Source organism: Mesorhizobium sp. P5_C1 (genome assembly GCF_054049815.1).
In genome coordinates this window covers 37985-54967 of sequence record NZ_JBFULQ010000003.1, presented here as the reverse complement: position 1 = coordinate 54967, position 16983 = coordinate 37985, and the positions used below count along the sequence as shown (strand labels likewise).

13 protein-coding genes are annotated in these 16983 nt (G+C 63.3%); 6 read left to right on the top strand and 7 right to left on the bottom strand.

Features of this window, described 5'->3' with window-relative positions; genetic code table 11:
* The coding region (locus ACXJ7R_RS00860) for a sugar transferase (protein ID WP_457150144.1) at positions 1-346 on the top strand (346 nt) is incomplete at its 5' end.
* 82 nt (positions 347-428) lie between these two features.
* Entirely contained in the window at positions 429-1694 is a 1266-nt protein-coding gene (locus ACXJ7R_RS00855; protein WP_457150143.1) for a polysaccharide biosynthesis/export family protein, read from the top strand.
* A 246-nt stretch (positions 1695-1940) separates the two neighbouring features.
* Here the strand turns inward: ACXJ7R_RS00855 and ACXJ7R_RS00850 are convergent, their stop codons facing one another.
* The 5 genes from ACXJ7R_RS00850 to ACXJ7R_RS00830 form a co-directional block, all read right to left on the bottom strand.
* Positions 1941-3254 (bottom strand): O-antigen ligase family protein, encoded by a 1314-nt coding sequence (locus tag ACXJ7R_RS00850; RefSeq protein ID WP_457150142.1) that lies wholly within the window; start codon positions 3252-3254, stop codon positions 1941-1943.
* A 217-nt stretch (positions 3255-3471) separates the two neighbouring features.
* Positions 3472-4299: an SDR family NAD(P)-dependent oxidoreductase gene (locus tag ACXJ7R_RS00845; protein WP_457150141.1), complete on the bottom strand. Its 828-nt coding sequence runs from the start codon at positions 4297-4299 to the stop codon at positions 3472-3474.
* A gap of 77 nt (positions 4300-4376) precedes the next feature.
* Positions 4377-4862: an acetone carboxylase subunit gamma gene (locus ACXJ7R_RS00840; RefSeq protein ID WP_457150140.1), complete on the bottom strand. Its 486-nt coding sequence runs from the start codon at positions 4860-4862 to the stop codon at positions 4377-4379.
* Positions 4859-7063, bottom strand: coding sequence for a hydantoinase B/oxoprolinase family protein (locus ACXJ7R_RS00835; protein WP_457150139.1), 2205 nt, complete (start codon positions 7061-7063; stop codon positions 4859-4861). Before ACXJ7R_RS00835 ends, ACXJ7R_RS00840 begins: the two co-directional genes overlap by 4 nt.
* 13 nt (positions 7064-7076) lie before the next feature.
* Positions 7077-9206 carry a hydantoinase/oxoprolinase family protein gene (locus ACXJ7R_RS00830; protein ID WP_457150148.1) on the bottom strand — a complete coding sequence of 710 codons (2130 nt, stop codon included), beginning with the start codon at positions 9204-9206 and terminating at the stop codon, positions 7077-7079.
* A gap of 160 nt (positions 9207-9366) precedes the next feature.
* Between ACXJ7R_RS00830 and ACXJ7R_RS00825 the strand changes: the two genes are divergently transcribed.
* From ACXJ7R_RS00825 to ACXJ7R_RS00810, 4 genes are all read left to right on the top strand, one after another.
* Entirely contained in the window at positions 9367-10146 is a 780-nt protein-coding gene (locus ACXJ7R_RS00825) for a helix-turn-helix transcriptional regulator (RefSeq protein ID WP_457150138.1), read from the top strand.
* Between the two features lie 279 nt (positions 10147-10425).
* Positions 10426-11757: a glucoamylase family protein gene (locus tag ACXJ7R_RS00820; RefSeq protein ID WP_457150147.1), complete on the top strand. Its 1332-nt coding sequence runs from the start codon at positions 10426-10428 to the stop codon at positions 11755-11757.
* Entirely contained in the window at positions 11747-13270 is a 1524-nt protein-coding gene (locus ACXJ7R_RS00815; RefSeq protein WP_457150137.1) for a mercuric reductase, read from the top strand. Before ACXJ7R_RS00820 ends, ACXJ7R_RS00815 begins: the two co-directional genes overlap by 11 nt.
* Before the next feature lie 118 nt (positions 13271-13388).
* Entirely contained in the window at positions 13389-14603 is a 1215-nt protein-coding gene (locus ACXJ7R_RS00810) for a glycosyltransferase family 4 protein (protein ID WP_457150136.1), read from the top strand.
* A gap of 22 nt (positions 14604-14625) precedes the next feature.
* Here the strand turns inward: ACXJ7R_RS00810 and ACXJ7R_RS00805 are convergent, their stop codons facing one another.
* On the bottom strand, positions 14626-15201 hold the full coding sequence (locus ACXJ7R_RS00805; protein ID WP_457150135.1) for a DUF1349 domain-containing protein: 576 nt from the start codon (positions 15199-15201) through the stop codon (positions 14626-14628).
* 121 nt (positions 15202-15322) lie between these two features.
* On the bottom strand, positions 15323-16762 hold the full coding sequence (locus ACXJ7R_RS00800) for an aldehyde dehydrogenase family protein (protein ID WP_457150134.1): 1440 nt from the start codon (positions 16760-16762) through the stop codon (positions 15323-15325).
* Positions 16763-16983 lie beyond the last annotated feature (221 nt).

Genomic DNA, 16983 nt, shown 5'->3' with positions numbered 1-16983 from the left:
GCTGAAGAACGATCCGCGCGTCACCCGCGTCGGAGCGGTCTTGAGGAAACTCAGCCTCGATGAGCTGCCGCAGATCATCAACATCCTGCAGGGCGACATGAGCCTTGTCGGGCCGCGTCCGGTTGTGCGCGACGAGCTCGAGATCTATGGCACCTCCGCTGTCTACTATCTGAAATCCCGCCCGGGCCTGACCGGCCTGTGGCAGGTCAGCGGCCGCAACGACGTCTCCTATGACAGCCGCGTCGCCTTCGATCGCCACTATGTCGAGAACTGGTCGCTGTTCGAGGACGTTCGCATCATCATCAAGACTGTCCCCGCCGTCTGGATGTCACGCGGCTCTTACTGACCGCCGCGATGCCAGGCTTTCGCGGCAAGCATCATCGGGCGATGGGGCTAAAGCGGATCGGAACGTTCAGTTGAAAAGAGATATGTTTGAAGCCCTTCGCAGCGGCCCGGTTTCCGGCCGGCTGCGGCGGGCGCGTTTGCTGGCCACATGCCTTGCCATGTCGCTGGTCATTCCTCGCATCGCCGCAGCCGACGAATACCGTCTCGGATCGCAGGACAAGCTCACCATCCGCGTTGCCGAATGGCAGACGGTCGAAGGCACATTCCGTGATTGGTCGGCGGTGAATGGCGAGTACACGGTTGGCCCTTCCGGCACGCTGTCGGTGCCGTTCGCCGGCGAGCTTCCGGCATCCGGTAAGACCACGTCGGAAATCGCAGCGGCGATCGGCCAGGCATTGCAACGCAAGCTCGCTTTGTCGGACAAGCCCGAAGCCTCCGTCGAAATGGCGCAGTACCGGCCGTTCTACATCTCGGGCGAAGTCCAGAACCCCGGCCAATTTCCCTATGTGCCCGAGCTGACGGTGCTGAAGGCCATAAGTGTCGCCGGTGGGATCAGGCGAAACGCCGACTATGGCCCGCAGCTCGGCAAGGACCTGGTCACCGCCAAGGGCAATTTCGATATCTCTGACGACCAGCGCATTCGGCTGCTCGTCAAGCGCGCCCGCATCGACGCCGATATGGCCGGCAAGGCGAGTTTCGACGTGCCGAAGGAGGCCGAGGGCGATCCGCGGTTGCCAGCCATCGTCGCAGACGAGATGACGATCCTGACGTCCGACCAAAAGGCGCTGAAGCTGAAGCTTGAGGCGCTCAGCGATCTGAAGGGGGTTCTGCAGTCCGAAATCGAGTCGCTGCAGAAGAAGATCGTCAACCAGCAGCAGCAGGTCGACCTGGCACAGCAGCAGCTCACCAGCATCGGCCCGCTGGCACAGAAAGGCCTGATCGCCAACGCCCGGCTGCTCGATTCGCGGCAGTCCGTCGCCGACCTGCAGGGCAAGATCCTGGACTACGAAACGGCCATCCTCACCGCCAAGCAGGCGATCAGCAAGGCGACGCAGGACGCCATCGATGCCCAGAACACCTTGAGTTCAAATCTCGCCACCGACCGGCAGCAGACCGAAGCCGACCTCAACGAGGCCGCGCTCAAGGTGAATATGCAGAAAGGCCTGATGGCCCAGGCAAGCGATCCCTCGATGAGGTCCGCCAGTGACACCGACCAGCAACCCAGCCTGCTCTACGCACTGGTGCGGGTCGTCGACGGCAAGAGCAGCGAAATCTCGGCGAAGGAAGATACGCCGGTGCTGCCCGGCGACGTGATCAAGGTCAAGCTGGCGCCGTTGACCAGCCAGTAGCCCCCAGCCCGCAGACCCCGGAAACCCCAGCACGATCCGGTGTTTCGATCCTTCCCGCCAGGGATGGATCCCGCCTTGCGCCAGGCCTGCCTGGGCGAAGGCTCCCAGGCGAAGCCACCTTTGGCCCGGCTTCAGCCTGCGAAACGATAAAGCGCGTCGCGTTTGAAGGGATTCATGCGACGCACTTCAAGCCTTTGTTTTTATGCATTTCAAAATTGCTGCGCAGTTTGAGCGCCATGCACTGGCTCAGGACGGGTTGGCGGCCGCCGGACCATTCACATGCCGGGGCCAGGCGGCCTCTCTCTTGGCCGCCTCGGCCTGCTCGAAAGCGGGGCTCCACCGCGTGCGGGTGACCGGCAGCCGCGCCAGCTTGAAGAAGCTGAAATACATCAGGAAGGAGCCCATGATGTAGGGGTTGAGAATCTCGACCTCGACGAAGGAGCGGATCAGGAGCAGCACCATCACGCCGAAGAGAATCACCGAATCCGCTTGCCATGCCTTGAAGATCACCGCCGAGACATGGCCATAGAGCGTGCGCAGCATGATCAGCGAGACCAGCGTCGCTCCGACGAAGCCGAGTTCGACGAGGGCTTCGATATAGGTGTTGTGGAAATGGAAGCCGGTGCGGGTGGTGATGTAGAATTCGTTCCACAGCCGCTCGGCTTCGGCGAAGCCCTGCACCCAATAGGCGGCATAGCCGAGGCCGAGAATCGGTGCTTTCTGCACGGCGTTCCAGCCCTGCTCCCACAGATAGGTCCGCCCGGTGAGCGTCGAATCCTTGCCGAAGAGGCCAAGGACGAAGTCCATCAGCCCGAGATTCAAGGCGACGAAGGCAACCACGACCAGCAGGCCGGCGCCGATCAGGAAGATCACCCGGCGGTAGCGCCGCGACAGCAGCTTGCTCATGGTAAGAAGCGCGACCAGCGCCAGGACCGCCGGTATCGAGGCCATCGAGGTGGCGGAATGCGCAATGACGAGCAGATAGGCCGACAACAGCACGATAGGCACCGCCAGGATGACGCTCCGCCAGCCGCGCCYGTAAAAAGCAACGAAAACGACGCAGAAGTAGATGCCGAGCGAGGCGACAAAGCCAATCTGGTTCTTGGAGGCGAAAGCGCCGACGAAGTTGTAGGTACCGTCGAGAACGTCCTCGGAATAGTTTCCGACCCGCAGCGAATAGAGCAGGACGACAAATATCCCGATCAGGGCGCCTATGGTCAATGTGCGCACGCTGACGGTGCGCGCCGCGACGTAGGCGCAGGCGATATGGGAAAAATATTGGATCGACGTCCTCGCGGTGATGCCGGGCGCCTGTGACCAGAAGACCGAGAAGCAGACATAGGCGGCAAACAGCAGCGGGAGCCAGGCACTGGACAGGTGCCGCAGGAACCGCCGGTAGTCGACCAGGATGAGCGGCAGCCAGACCGCGTAGTAAGCGAGAATCAGGATCTGGCCGAAAATGACCGAATAGGAAAATGCCCAGATCGAGACGGCAACGGCAAAACTGCCATAGACCGAATTCTTCTCGGGATCGACCAGCAGGGACTTTGGAATCTTCATCTCAGAGTCCCGCCGGCGCGACCCAAGGCCGGCAGGCTGTGGGCCTGTCGGCATATCCGCAAACAAGGGCGTGCAATAAACGGCGTCTCCATTGTGCAGTGCAATATAACCTATCGCGCCCTGCGCTCAATGGCAAATCCGGTCACCTTGTCTTACAGCGAGGCGATTGCCGAGATCAGCCGGCGCTTGTCCGGCCACACAGCTGCCTGGATCAGCGCTACCACAGTGCCCCGCCGGTGATCTGTATGTTTTCCATGGTGATGCCCTTGGCCAGATCCGAGCACAGGAAGACGGCAAGAGCCGCGATCTCCTGTGGCTGCAGGAGGCGCTGCTGCGGGTTGCCGCTGGCGATTTCGGCCATGGCTTGCTCCGCCGTGCGCCCCTTGCCTTCGCGCTCGACGACCTGCGCCACGTTGCGGCGCATCAGTTCGGTCTCGACCCAGGTCGGGCTGATCATGACGCAGGTGACGCCATGCGCCGCCCCTTCCAGCGCCACGCAGCGGGTCAGGCCGAGCAGGCCGGCCTTGGAAGCGCAATACGCCGGGTTGTCCTTCCAGCCGACGGAGGCGGCGGTCGAGCCTATGTTGACGATACGGCCCCAGCCGCGCCCGATCATGCCGGGCAGCACGGCACGGGTGACGCGGAAGGCGCCGGTCAGATTGGTGTCGACGATCTTGTCCCACAGCGCGTCGGAGTGGCCGCAGACCGGCTGCTCGGCGGTGGTGCCGGCGGCGTTGACCAATATGTCGGCGGGGCCGATAGCGGCTTCGGCTTCCGCCGCGAATCGGTTGGTGACGTCGCTGTCGCGCACGTCGAGATGGGCGGCGTGAACGCTGGTGCCATGGGCGGCAAGAGCCGAACGCACGCGCACGATTTCGTCGGCGCCGGGATAATAGGCGGCATCGGATTTGTCGGCGCCGGCGGGCGCGATGTAGGAGCCGACGGCGACATTGGCGCCAGCCTCAGCGAGTGCCGTGGCAATGGCAAAGCCCATTCCGGAAAACCCGCCAGTGATGATCGCGCTGCGGCCGGAAAGGTTTGTCATCAGGCATGGTCTCCAGACAATTCGGTGCGGGCAACCAGGCTACCTTGCCTGCGATGCGCCTCACAAGATCAGTGTCGTCAAAGTGGTTTGCCCAGCCATTCGCGATAAAAGCCTTCGAGATCGGGTTCGAAATCATGCACGATCGGATAGCCCGGCGCCGCCGCCTCGACCTCGTGCAAGGTACCGCACTGCGGGCAGATGAATTCGCGGATTTCCATCCATTCGGGATCGGGAAGATCGCTGTTCGGATAGATCTCGCGCAGGGATTGCTCGGTGTTGCGCACGTTGATCGCGGCGTTGAGCTTCCAGTTCTTGCGGTAGTCGCCGAAGGAGTGGCCGCACTCGCAGCGGGTTATCCGCTCATCGCCGCTCTGGCAGATGAACAGGTGATCCGAGACCGGCAGCAGGATCGTATCCTTCCAGGCGACGCGATCCTGATAGACGGCGACCATCTTGAAGAAGCGGTCATCGTCCTTGTAGGCGCTCATGATGCGCCGGGTCTGCGGCCATGGCAGCTGGCCGGCAGCGAGATCGCGGATGACTTCCTTGCTGTACGAGGTCATGGCTTTGCTCCCGGTGTGAAGATCGACCTGGCGTCGACGTTCCAGAAATCACTGAAATCCTTGGTGAAGCGCGACGACAGCTTGATCGCGCTGGCGTACATTTTCTTCACCTCGGGCGCAAAGTCGGCCTTTTCGACCCGGCCACGCTCGGCGGCGATCCAGTCCGCCACGGGGATTGCTTTCGCCAGACGCTCTTTGCGCATGGCGGCGCGACGCGTCACGGTCGCATCGATATCGGCTTTGGGATAACCATCTTCATCGTCCTTCAGCACGATGCCGAACACGCTGTCCGCCGCTTCGCGGGTGAGAAAGCCGTTCTCGACATCCCAGGCCGTCTTGAGCGGATCGCGCTCCAGCACGTCGCCGTAGCCGCCACCGCCATTGTAGGAATGGCTGAAGATATCGCCTTCCTTGTGCGGCGAGGTGATGTAGGGGCCCTCGACCACGACATGGTCGCCGCCAATGTTCTTCTCATAGTCCGACACAAGCGGGTCGATGCCTGGCGCATGCGCCAGCGGTTCGCCCCTGGCCGCCAGTTCATGGATGTTGGAATTGCGCACGGCTCGGTGCTTCTGGCAGGTCGGCGCCGGATAGCCGCCGCACATGCCGCCATTGTCGAACACACGCGAAGAATGTTCCGAGGTGTGGAGCCGCAGATGCGGGGTCTTGTTGATCAGCCAGGTCGAAACGAAGGAACAGCCGCCGCGATATTTGCCGGCGCCGCCGGAATTCGGCACGATCGAGCGGCCGATATAGACCATCGGCATCGACTGTTCCCAGACCTCGATGTTGCCCATGTCGGATTCCGGGTTCCAGCCGACATAAGCGGTGTCGAGACCGTCCTTGATGGCGAGCGCACCGGAGCCGGCGGCGGCGCATTCGAAGTGCGCCATGCCGAACGGTGTGCCGTACTGGCTTTCGCCGCCCATCTCGATCATCGGGCTGTTGACCTGGCCGACGAACGCCTCCTCGACGAAACCACGGGCAATGAAGCTGCGCGACAGCAGCCGCTGGAACACGCCATAGGCCGGCAGCAGCAGCGCCCATGACGTGGCTGTCGCCACCATCTCGTTGTCGGGGTTGGTCCAGGTGCCATGCGGCAATTTCAGCTCGGTCGCCATCCAGGCGCCGTCATTGACCAGGCCTTCGAAATTCATGTGCTGGGTCAAGGTGACGAACATGCCGCCATCCATGCCGGCCGGCGTGCAGTTCATCGAATGGTAGCCCCAGGGCTGGGTGCCCTCGAAGTCCATGGTGATCTTGCCGTCGGTGGTGATCTCCATCTCGATCGGGATGTTGTAGAGCCAGTCCGGATCGCCGAGCAGTTGGAAGCCGGGCTTGCCCGCGGTGACGTGGCCATAGAAGGTGTGGCCGCGATAGATGCCGGGCACGGTGAGCTGGCGGGTACGGGCAAGCTGGGCACGACGGCCTTCCTCGATGAACTCCTTCGACACCTTCATCCAATAGTCGAGGCCGATCTCGGAAATCAGCTGCTTGACGCTTTCGCGCATGTCGATGCAGGAGGCGACCTTGGCCTTTTCGTCCAGCACCCAGTAGATCGGCATGCGCAGATTGCGCTCGCAGCGGATGACATAGTCGCGGCGGATCTCGTCGTTCTCGCCGATCTTCTCGGCGCAGACGAACAGGCCTTCGGTGAAGCGCTCCTGCGCCAGGCAGACGTCGCCGCCGGGCGTGATGCCGCCGGCCTCGAGCTCATGGCAGACGGCACCGGCCCAGCCGACCAGCGTGCCCTCATGGAAGATCGGCACCACGTCCATGACGTCGGGCACCTGCACGGTGCCGATGAAGGCATCGTTGTTGGCGAAGATATCGCCTTCGCGGATGCGCGGGTTTTCCTCGTAATTGTTCTTGATCATCCACTTGATGAAGCGGCTCATCGTGTGGACATGCACCATTATCCCGTTGGACAGCGCGATGGCGTCGCCCTCGGGAGTGTAGATGGCGACCACCATTTCGCCGACCTCGCGCACGCCAGGCGAGGCCGAGATGCGGCGGGCCATTTCGCGTGCAGAGACGCAATAGGCGCGCAGCTTCGTGTGCAACGTCTCGAATTTCAGCGGATCCTGGTTGCGCAGCGTGAGTTCCGTGATGCCGTCATAGCAGCCGGTCTCCTCCATCAACCGCTCGGAATCGAGCAGTCTTTCGCGAAGGCGCAGGGCCGAGGTAGGTTTGTCCAACATGGCGATCGCCCTCTCAAGCGTGGGTGTAGTGCAGCAGCGTCCATTCATCGACATGGACGCGATCTTGCGGGTGGACGACGAGCGTCGTGGCGGGATGTTCGATGATGGCCGGGCCGATCACCTCATGGCCTGGCTGCAAGAGATCCATCTCGTAGAGGTTGGCCTTGTGCCAGCGCCCACCGATATAGGCCTCGCGCACGCCCTTATGGGCGGCAGCCGGATTGGAGGCACCGAGTGACCGCTTGAGCAGCACCGGCTTGACCTTGTCGGCGGTGGCGATCAATCCGAGTTCGGTGATGGTGAACCCGGCCTCGCCATAGCGCGACACGCGGTGGTTGACCTTGGCATAGACCGCCTCGAACTCGTCGAGCACCTTGCGCATGTCGTCGGCCGAATTGACTTCGGCGAGCGGCGCCATCACTTCGACGTCCTCGAGCTGGCCGGTGTAGCGCATCATCAGGAACGGCACGGTCCTGATCTTTTCGCGCGCATGGCCGTCGGCGATCATCTCGTCGACCGCGGCCTTGGTCAGATCGTTCCAGACCGTGGTGACCTTGGCGCCGAAAGCGGCAAGCGTCGCCTCGTCGGCGCGGGAGGGGATGTCGTGCTGCGTCGATACCGAATGCCGGCGCATGAAATCGGCCGTGGTGCAGCCGAAGGCGGAGAAGGCGGCGGCAAACTGGAAGGTGATGATGTCCTTGAAGCCGATGCCCCTGGAGCAACCAGCCAGGTGCAGCGGACCCGAACCGCCATAGGAGAGCAGCGTGAATTCCGACGGATGGATGCCCTGGCCCGAGATGACGCGGCGCAGCGCGTTGTTGGCGTCGGCCTCCAGCATGTCGATCATGCCTTCGGCGGCCTCCTCGACACCGACGCCGAGCACGTTGGCGCACTTTTCCTCGAAAGCCTTGCGGGCCTTCTCGACCTGCAGCACGACCTTGCCGCCGAGGAAGTAATACGGGTTCAGCCGGCCGAGAATGGCGTCGCAATCGGCGATGGTCGGTTCGGTACCGCCCCTGGCAAAGCAGATCGGGCCGGGATCGGAGCCGGCGCTTTCCGGTCCGAGACTGACTTTCTTGGTCAGCGGATCGACCTTGAGGATCATGCCGGCGCCGGCACCAATGGTGTCGAGATGCAGCGTCGGCACATTGAGCTTGAAACGGTCCATCAGCGGCTCGTTCTCGATCCGCGTCTGGCCGCGCGTAATGACGCCCATGTCGAAGGAAGTGCCGCCCATGTCCGAGCAGATCAGCGAGTCGTTGCCGATCAGCTTGCCGACATAGGCAGCACCGAGAATGCCGCCGATCGGGCCTGAGATCATGGTTTCATGCAGGCGCGGATGATTGATCGAGGTCAGGCCGCCGAAGGAGAGCAGCGTCTGCACGCCATATTTGAAGCCGTATTTCTTCGAGACGTCTTCGATCCCCTTGAGCTGCTTGCGGCCGCGCGAGGTGGCGTAGGCCTCGATCAGCACCGAGTTCAGCCGCGACTGTTCGCGGATGACAGGGCGGACTTCGTGGCTGGTGTAGACGGTGGTCTCGGCGCCGGCCTTCTCGATCTCCTCGCGGCAGATCTCGGCGATGCGCTTCTCGTGCACCGGATTGACGTGCGAGAAGATCGTCATGATGCAGATCCCCTCGACCTTGTCGGCGATCAGCTTTTTCGCGGCCGCCGCGACCTCATGCTCGTAGAGCGGCAGCACGATGTCGCCGAACTGGTCGATGCGTTCGGTAACGCCATGGGTACGGCGGCGCGGCACCAGCGGATCGGGATGATGGTGGGTGACCGCATGCAGCCGGTCGGCGTAGGAATAGTCGGCCCAGGCCTGCAGGCCGCGACCCATCAGGATCATGTCCTCGAGGCCCTTGGTGGTGATCAGGCCGAGCCGGCGCCCGGTGCGCGACAGCAGCGTGTTGAGCATGCCGGTACCGGAATAGAGCACGACATTGACGCCGGAAAACAGCTGCTCCAGCGAGATGCCCCAGGCGTCCGCCGCGTCCTCGGCCGAAGCGAGGAAACCTTCGGCTTCGTTCTTCGGCGTGGTCGCCGACTTGCCGATCTTGAAGTGGCCGTCCTGATCGACAAGGATCGTGTCGGTCATGGTGCCGCCGGCGTCGATACCGATGACAATTGGATTGCCAATGATTGGCGAATTGCCAACGATGGGGCTGGTGAGGTTGGGCTGGGTCACGGTCGCCTCGGAATCTGGTCTAAGTTGTCGCTAGGCTAGATTCGACGGGTGGCCTCGCGCCATATGCCTAAAGACACAATGACGGGCTGACCGACATCGCCGAGAAAAGGGCATGCGCATGGGGACCATCTGGGCGCCGCTCGCCAAAGCGATCGCCGCCACCGGCACGGACAGGCATGTCGATTGCCTGATCGACCTGATCGGCGCGGACATCGCGCACGACCTCGTCACCGTGACGCGCTATTCGGCGACGCAGACACCGGAATTCGTCAAGCACCGGCGCTTCTCGGACGAGATGGTGCAGCGCTATCTCGCCAGCTACTACGTCTTCGACCCGTTCTATGCCTCGTGGCGGCGCGAGCGAAGGCTCGGCATCATGCCGCTGAAGCGGCTTGCCGACGACGCGGCCAAGCGCGGCCAGTACATAGCCGGCTTCCTGGCGCAGTCGGAAATCTGCGACGAGGTTGGCATCATGCTGGCCGATGGCGGCGACTGGTGCCTCGGCATCTTCCTCGACCGCTCGACCACCGCATTCAAGGACAGCGAGATCGCCCTGCTGGACGAGCGGCTGCCGGTGTTCGAGGCGTTGCATGCGCTCGACATCAAGGCGCGCGGAACCGAGTTCTCCCGCACCTCAGCACCGACCGGCCCCGGTGCCTCGCCCCGGCAGGAGCCGACCATCCCGGCAAGCCTGTGGCCGGAACTGTCGCTGCGCGAGCGGGAACTGGTCCAGCTGATCCTGGCCGGCCACCCGACGGCGAACATCGCCGAGCGCCTCGGCATCACCGTCGGCACCGTGAAGAACCATCGCCGCCGCATCTACGAAAAACTCGACATCACCACCGAGCGGGAACTGTTCCTGCAGTTCTTCCAGCACCAGGTGGACCGATAGATGCTCCTGCGTCGACGTGCCTTTCCGTCGGTGGCGATGTGACAGCGCCATCCACCGGACCATTCCCTGCGTCGGCGGATACAGCTACAATTCTGCGTGACGGGGGCAACGAAGGGAGCGCTACACGCGTATGATTGCCAACGCCCGAATCGACGAGAACGCAAGAAAGATATGGGAAAGCCATGAGACCGAGTGACTGTTCGGCATGCGCGATGACCTGCCATGGGCTCGCCATGCGACCGGCGGAACCTGCAGCGGTCAGGCTGGAGTGTGCATCGTTTGCTTAGGGCCGAACCCGCCGCGCTGTCCGATGACGAGCTTCTGGATCGCTACCAGCGTGCGGCCTTCGACTATTTCCTGGAGAATGTGAACGCGGAGAACGGGCTGGTCGCCGATACGTCGCGGCCGAATTCGCCGGCCAGCATCGCCGTCGTCGGTTTCGCCCTGTCCTGCTATCCGATTGGCGTCGAGCGCGGCTGGATGACACGCGAGGCGGCGGTGAAACTGACCCTTGCTGCACTGCGCTTCTTCTCGACCTCCACGCAAGGCAATGGCGACGACGTCACCGGCCACAAAGGCTTCTACTACCACTTTCTCGACATGCGGACCGGCCTGCGCGTCTGGCGCTGCGAACTGTCGATGGTGGATACGGCATTGCTGATCGCCGGCGTGCTGGTGGCGGGCGCCTATTTCTCCGGTGACGATGACGAGGAAGCCGAAATCCGCCGGCTGGCCGAGGCACTCTACCGGCGTGTCGACTGGCGGTGGGCGCAAGGCAGCAGTCCGACCTTGCGGCAGGGCTGGAAGCCGAAGAGCGGCTTTCTCCACTATGGCTGGGAAGGCTACAACGAAGCGACGATCCTCTATGTGCTGTCGATGGCCTCGCCCGACAGCCCGACCTCCGGCGACAGCTACGAAGGTTGGACGGCCACCTACCAGTGGGAAAACATCTACGGCTACGACGTGCTCTATGGCGGACCGCTGTTCATGCACCAGTTCTCGCATGCCTGGATCGATTTCGCCGGCATCCGCGACGCTTTCATGCGCGAGAAGAATTCGGACTATTTCGAAAACAGCCGCCGCTCGACCTACCTCCACCGCGACTATGCGCGACACAACCCCTATGGCTATGGGGGTTACGACGAGAACCTGTGGGGACTTTCGGCAGGCGACGGGCCCGGCGGCTTTCGCACCAGCGTGGAGCGTCAGCGTCGCCGGTTTTCCGGCTATGCCGCGCGTGGCGCTCCGTTCGGGCCGGATGACGGGACGATCGCCCCATGGTCCTACCCCGCGTCACTGCCTTTCGCGCCGGAGATCTGCCTGGCGGCGCTGCGCCATCTCGGGGATCGCTACCCCGAGGTGGTCGACAATTTCCGGCTGCCGAGCGGCTTCAACCCGACACTGGCGAACCGGCGAAAATTCGGCCGCAACGGTTGGGTGTCGGAAGGCCACTACGGTCTGGACCAGGGCATTGTGGTGATGATGATCGAGAACCACCGCTCGCGCCTGGTCTGGAAACTGATGCGCTCCAACCAGCACATCCGTCGCGGCTTGCGCAAGGCGGGCTTCACGGGTGGATGGCTGTCGAGGGATGACGGCGATGGCGCGTGACCGGACTGCCGCCTTCCCTGTCGACCGCAATGACGTCGAGCTGATCCAGCACGCCCATCCACCGCACTGGAAGAACCCGGAGCCGGACGGTCCCTACAACCTCGTCGTTATCGGCGCCGGGCCGGCCGGGCTGACCGCCGCCCGCGACGCGGCCGGCCTCGGCGCAAAGGTCGCGCTGATCGAGCGCAACCTGATCGGCGGAGCCTGCGTCAATGTCGGCTGCATCCCGTCGAAGTCGGTCATCCGCACGGCCAGGCTCTATGCCGATATGCGCGATGCCGAAAGTTTTGGCGGCGACACGCCGGACCGTCTTCACGTCGACTTCCAGCGGGCCATGAGGCGGATGCGGCAAATCCGGCAGCGGATCAGCCGCGCCGATTCGGCCGCGACCATCGCCTCGGAAGGCATCGATGTCTTTTTCGGCGAAGCGCGGTTTGCCGGACTGGACGCGGTCATGGTCGCCGGCAAGACGCTGCGTTTCAAGAAGGCGCTGGTCGCGACAGGTGCCCGTGCGAGCCTGCCGACGATTCCGGGGCTGGCCGAAGCCGGTTATCTCAGCAACGAGACCGTGTTCAACCTCACAGCCTGCCCGCCACGGCTTCTGGTCATCGGCGGCGGGCCGCTCGGTTGCGAGGCGGCGCAGGCCTTCTGCCTGCTGGGTGCGAAAGTCATCCTGGCCCAGCGGGACCCGATGTTCCTGCCCGGCGAGGAGCGCGACGCCGCCCAGGTCCTTTCGGATGCGCTGGCGCGCGAAGGGGTCGAGGTTCGGCTCAACACCGAGGTTGTGGCGGTACGGACGGCAGGCGGCAAGAAGCTCGCCGACCTGCTGCGGGACGACGACACGACGACGATTTCCGTCGACGAGATCATCACCGGCATCGGCCGTTCGCCCAATGTCGACGGTCTCGACTTGGAAAACGCCGGGGTGGCATACGATGCCAACGGCATCAAGGTCGACGATTATCTGCGGACCACAAATCCGCGCGTCTATGCGGCGGGCGATGTCTGCCTCGACTACAAATTCACCCATATCGCGGAGGCAACGGCCCGCATCGTCGTGCAGAACGCCCTGTTCCTCGGGCGCAAGAGGGTGAGCCAGCTGGTCGTGCCGTGGTGCACCTATACCGATCCGGAAATTGCCCATGTCGGCCTCTATCCGGCACAGGCGCGCCAGGATGGCATCCCGGTCAAGACCTATACGGTGCTGATGCACGACGTCGCGCGTGCGGTCATGGACGGCGAGGAGGAGGGCTTTGTCAAAATCCACGTCAAGGAAGGGTCGGATCGCATCCTGGGTGCCACGGTCGTCGCCAGCCATGCAGGCGAGATGATCAATGCGGTGTCGCTCGCCATCAAATCCGGTATGGGACTGCACGCGCTTGCCGACGTCATCCATCCCTTCCCGACGCAGGCACAAGGCATAAAGATGGCCGGAGACGCTTACCGGCGAACCCGGTTCACCTCGCTGTGGAAGCGGTTGTCGGCGCGCTGGCTGGCGTGGTCCAGGCGGTGACCCCTGTGGCCCGCCGCCATGTTGCTGCACCAGACATCCAATGTATATCCGCCGCTTGACGAAAGCGCCGTTCAGCTAAACAAGTCGAACCCCTTTTGTGATTGCGGAACGGTCTGGAATGCCGTCTGGAACAGAGCCTCGGAGCGCCGAACGGCGTGTGCTGGTCGTGTCGCACGATCCGGCCTTTCCGCCGCAGTCCGGCACCGATCTGCGCAACCACCGCAATGCCGTGGCGGCAGCGGCGTTCGGACCCGTCTGCMTGGCATCGGTGCGGCCGCAGGCTGTGGAAGCAGTCGATCCGTCGATCCGCATCGAGGCCCTGTCGAACGAAGGCGAAGCTCGTACCGGTTCGATCGGCTGGTGGCGCATAAGGGCAGAACATCGCATTTCGCGCTCTGCCCTGACGCGGCTCGAGGCCCTCGTTCGAGACTTCCGCCCGGACACAATTGTGGTCGAGGGCATAGGCCTGTTCAAGCTGCTGCAGCCTTTGAGACCCCTGGCGAAACAGCTCATCCTCGACATGCACAATGTCGAGTCCGACCTGGCGGGACAATTGCATCGCGCCGACAAGGCGCGATCCGCCGCGGCCAGGCTTGCCACGGCCATTGCCATCAGGCGCCTCGAAGGAAAGGCGCTTTCCCTCGTCGACAGGGTATGGGTCTGCTCGAACGAGGACCGCGCAAGGCTGATGACCCTTTTCCCGCACAAGGTGCCGGTCGACGTCGTTCCTAACGGAATTCCCCACGCCGGCGATATCCCCGAAACGCTGCGCGCCCAGGATGCGGCTGACAATGACTTTCCGGTGATCCTGTTCGTCGGCCATCTCGACTATCCGCCAAATGTCGATGCCGCCAAGAGATTAGCCGGCATCATATTTCCTCGAATCCAGGCGGCTTTTCCGGCGGCGACGCTGATTATTGCCGGGCGCAGGCCGAAGCCTGCAGTGCGGGCGCTGGCCGGATTGCAAGGGGTGGAGCTCGTCGAAGACCCGGAAACCATGGCGCCGCTCCTGTCCAGGGCGCATCTTACCATCATCCCGCTTGTGGCAGGCGGCGGCACGCGCATCAAGATCCTGGAGGCGATGGCCTGGGGCGTGCCGGTAATCGCGACACCGCTGGCGGCAGAGGGGCTTGGCTTTGTCGAGAACCAGGAGCTGCTGCTGTCGGTTTCCGATGAAGTGCTTGCCGACATGGCGGTCGGACTTTGCCTGGACGCTGAACGCAGAGCAAAGCAACGCATCCGCGCACATCAGGCGGTCTGGGCCAGGTTCGGTCCGCGAGCCATCCGCAACGCCGTTCGCGACGGGCTGGGGCTGGACGAGGCTGGTGGGTGATTGAGGCGCAGAAGCGCAGGCTTCAGTCGTGCAGTTCCCGCGCTATCGGCGGGCCGACCGAAAAGCCGGAGAACGTGACCTCAAAACCTTCGCGTTGCGGCGAACAGCACATCATGCCGACATCGAGCACCTTCGAGATCGGAAAATAGGCGAGCCGCACCGGCTTCCAGCGGCCGTCGGAAGCATCGAGATACTGGATGCGGATCGTCTCGGCATGACGGGTCAAGCGGATCCGCACACCGTGCGGGCTGGCTGGAATGGTGGCCAGCGACCAGTCCGAGGCATCGTTGGTGACGACGACGGAAAAATACATAACGCCGTCGGTGTATTCGATACCGGCCTTGATCCAGTGCGTTTCGCTGAGCCGGACCATCAATCCGGCCTGATCGTAGAGCACCTCGTAGCGCCCTTCGACAGTGACTTCGGCCGTGAAATCGCCCTCGACCTTACGGTAGAGGAAGTGGCCGTTGTCGCGCCAGAAATCGTAGAAGGTCTCGCGCCAGAAATCGGTCTCCTTGCCGGTGCGCACACGAACTGTATCGCCGTCGATGGCATGGTGCGGCGGCGGATTGAGCCAGGTCAGGTCTCGCAATGTCATCGCCGCGCGCCGGTCCGGTGTTCTTGATGTTGCCGTATCGCCGGCATGATCGGCAGGGTGGCCGATCAGCCAGGCGTGATCGGAAGTGGCCGATCAGCCTGGCATGATCGGCGGTGGCCGATCAGCCTGCGAAGGTATAGGCGGTCTTCACCGTGGTGTAGAATTCCATGGCATAGCGGCCCTGTTCGCGCGGGCCGTAGCTCGACCCCTTGCGGCCGCCGAAGGGAACATGGAAATCGACGCCCGCCGTCGGCAGGTTGACCATCACCATGCCGGCCTCCGAATTGCGCTTGAAGTGCGTGGCGTGCTTGAGGCTCGTGGTGCAGATGCCCGAGGTCAGCCCGAAGGGCGTGTCGTTGGCGACGGAAAGCGCCTCGTCATAGTCCTTGACGCGGATGACGCTCGCCACAGGGCCGAAAATCTCCTCGCGCGAGCTGCGCATGGCATTGGTGGCTTCGGTCAGCAGGGCCGGGTTGAGATAGAAGCCGGGCGTCTTGCGGTCGAGCCGTTCGCCGCCGAAGGCGAGCGTGGCGCCTTCCCTGACGCCGATGGCAATATAATCCTCGTCCTGCTTCAATTGGGTCGCGTCGACGACCGGGCCGATCTGGGTCTGCGCGTCGAGAGCGTCGCCGACGACCAGCTTGCCCATGCGATCCTTGAGGGCATCGACAAAACGGTCATGGATGGCGTCGGTCACGATCAGCCTGGACGAAGCCGTGCAGCGCTGGCCGGTCGAGAAGAAGGCACCGTTGAGCGCACAATCGACGGCGACCGCAAGGTCGGCATCGTCAAGCACGACCAGCGGGTTCTTGCCGCCCATTTCGAGCTGGAACTTGCGCATGTGCTCGACGCTTGCGGCGGCGACGCGCTTGCCCGTGCCGACCGAACCGGTGAAGCTGATAGCGTTGACATCTGGACTGTCGAGCATGGCCTGACCAACGACCGAGCCCTTGCCCATGACGAGATTGAGCACGCCCTTCGGCAGGCCGGCGCGATGCAGGATGTCGACGATGGACCAGGCGCTCTCGGGAACCAGCTCCGCCGGCTTGAAGACGACCGTGTTGCCATGGGCGAGCGCCGGAGCGATCTTCCAGGCCGGAATGGCGATCGGGAAATTCCACGGCGTGATGATGCCGACCACGCCGACGGCTTCCCGGGTGATCTCGACGCCAACGCCCGGCCGCACGCTTGGCACGACCTCGCCTGACAAGCGCAATGTTTCGCCGGCGAAGAAATCGAATATCTGGGCGGCGCGAATGGTCTCGCCGATGCCTTCGGCCAGTGTCTTGCCTTCCTCACGCGCCAAATTGCGGCCGATCTCGTCCTTGCGCGCCATAATCTCGTCCGAGGCCTTTTTCAGCACTGCGTGGCGCGCCAGCGGACCAGACCGGGACCATGCCGGAAACGCGGCCTTTGCGGCAGCGATTGCCTGCCCCGCCTGCGCGGCACCCGCCGAGGCATAGTCGCCGACGACATCGCCGGTGTCCGAAGGGTTGATGTTGCGGGAGCCGGCGTCGCCGACCCATTCGCCATCGATTAGGTTCTGTCGAAACAGGGTCATGTCTTGTCTTCCTGCTGGTTGGCCGCGCGGCGGCGTCTGTCTGAATTGGTATTTGCCAGACAATTGCCTTTCGGGAAAGCATGCAGTGGGCTGGCCGCCCGCGACAAAATCCCAGGCCTGGCATCATGCCGATGGCGCGGCGGCGACAGCGCCATACGTGAGGCATCATCCGGGCCAGGCCGAATTGACCTGGACAGAAGTGTCCATAGCCTTGATTTGCC

Coding starts and splice junctions, on each gene's coding strand:
- ACXJ7R_RS00805 (WP_457150135.1), bottom strand. CDS start 15,201: ATGACATTGCGAGACCTGACCTGGCTCAATCCGCCGCCGCACCATGCC.
- ACXJ7R_RS00825 (WP_457150138.1), top strand. CDS start 9,367: ATGCGCATGGGGACCATCTGGGCGCCGCTCGCCAAAGCGATCGCCGCC.
- ACXJ7R_RS00845 (WP_457150141.1), bottom strand. CDS start 4,299: ATGACAAACCTTTCCGGCCGCAGCGCGATCATCACTGGCGGGTTTTCC.
- ACXJ7R_RS00855 (WP_457150143.1), top strand. CDS start 429: ATGTTTGAAGCCCTTCGCAGCGGCCCGGTTTCCGGCCGGCTGCGGCGG.
- ACXJ7R_RS00815 (WP_457150137.1), top strand. CDS start 11,747: ATGGCGCGTGACCGGACTGCCGCCTTCCCTGTCGACCGCAATGACGTC.
- ACXJ7R_RS00835 (WP_457150139.1), bottom strand. CDS start 7,063: ATGTTGGACAAACCTACCTCGGCCCTGCGCCTTCGCGAAAGACTGCTC.
- ACXJ7R_RS00840 (WP_457150140.1), bottom strand. CDS start 4,862: ATGACCTCGTACAGCAAGGAAGTCATCCGCGATCTCGCTGCCGGCCAG.
- ACXJ7R_RS00800 (WP_457150134.1), bottom strand. CDS start 16,762: ATGACCCTGTTTCGACAGAACCTAATCGATGGCGAATGGGTCGGCGAC.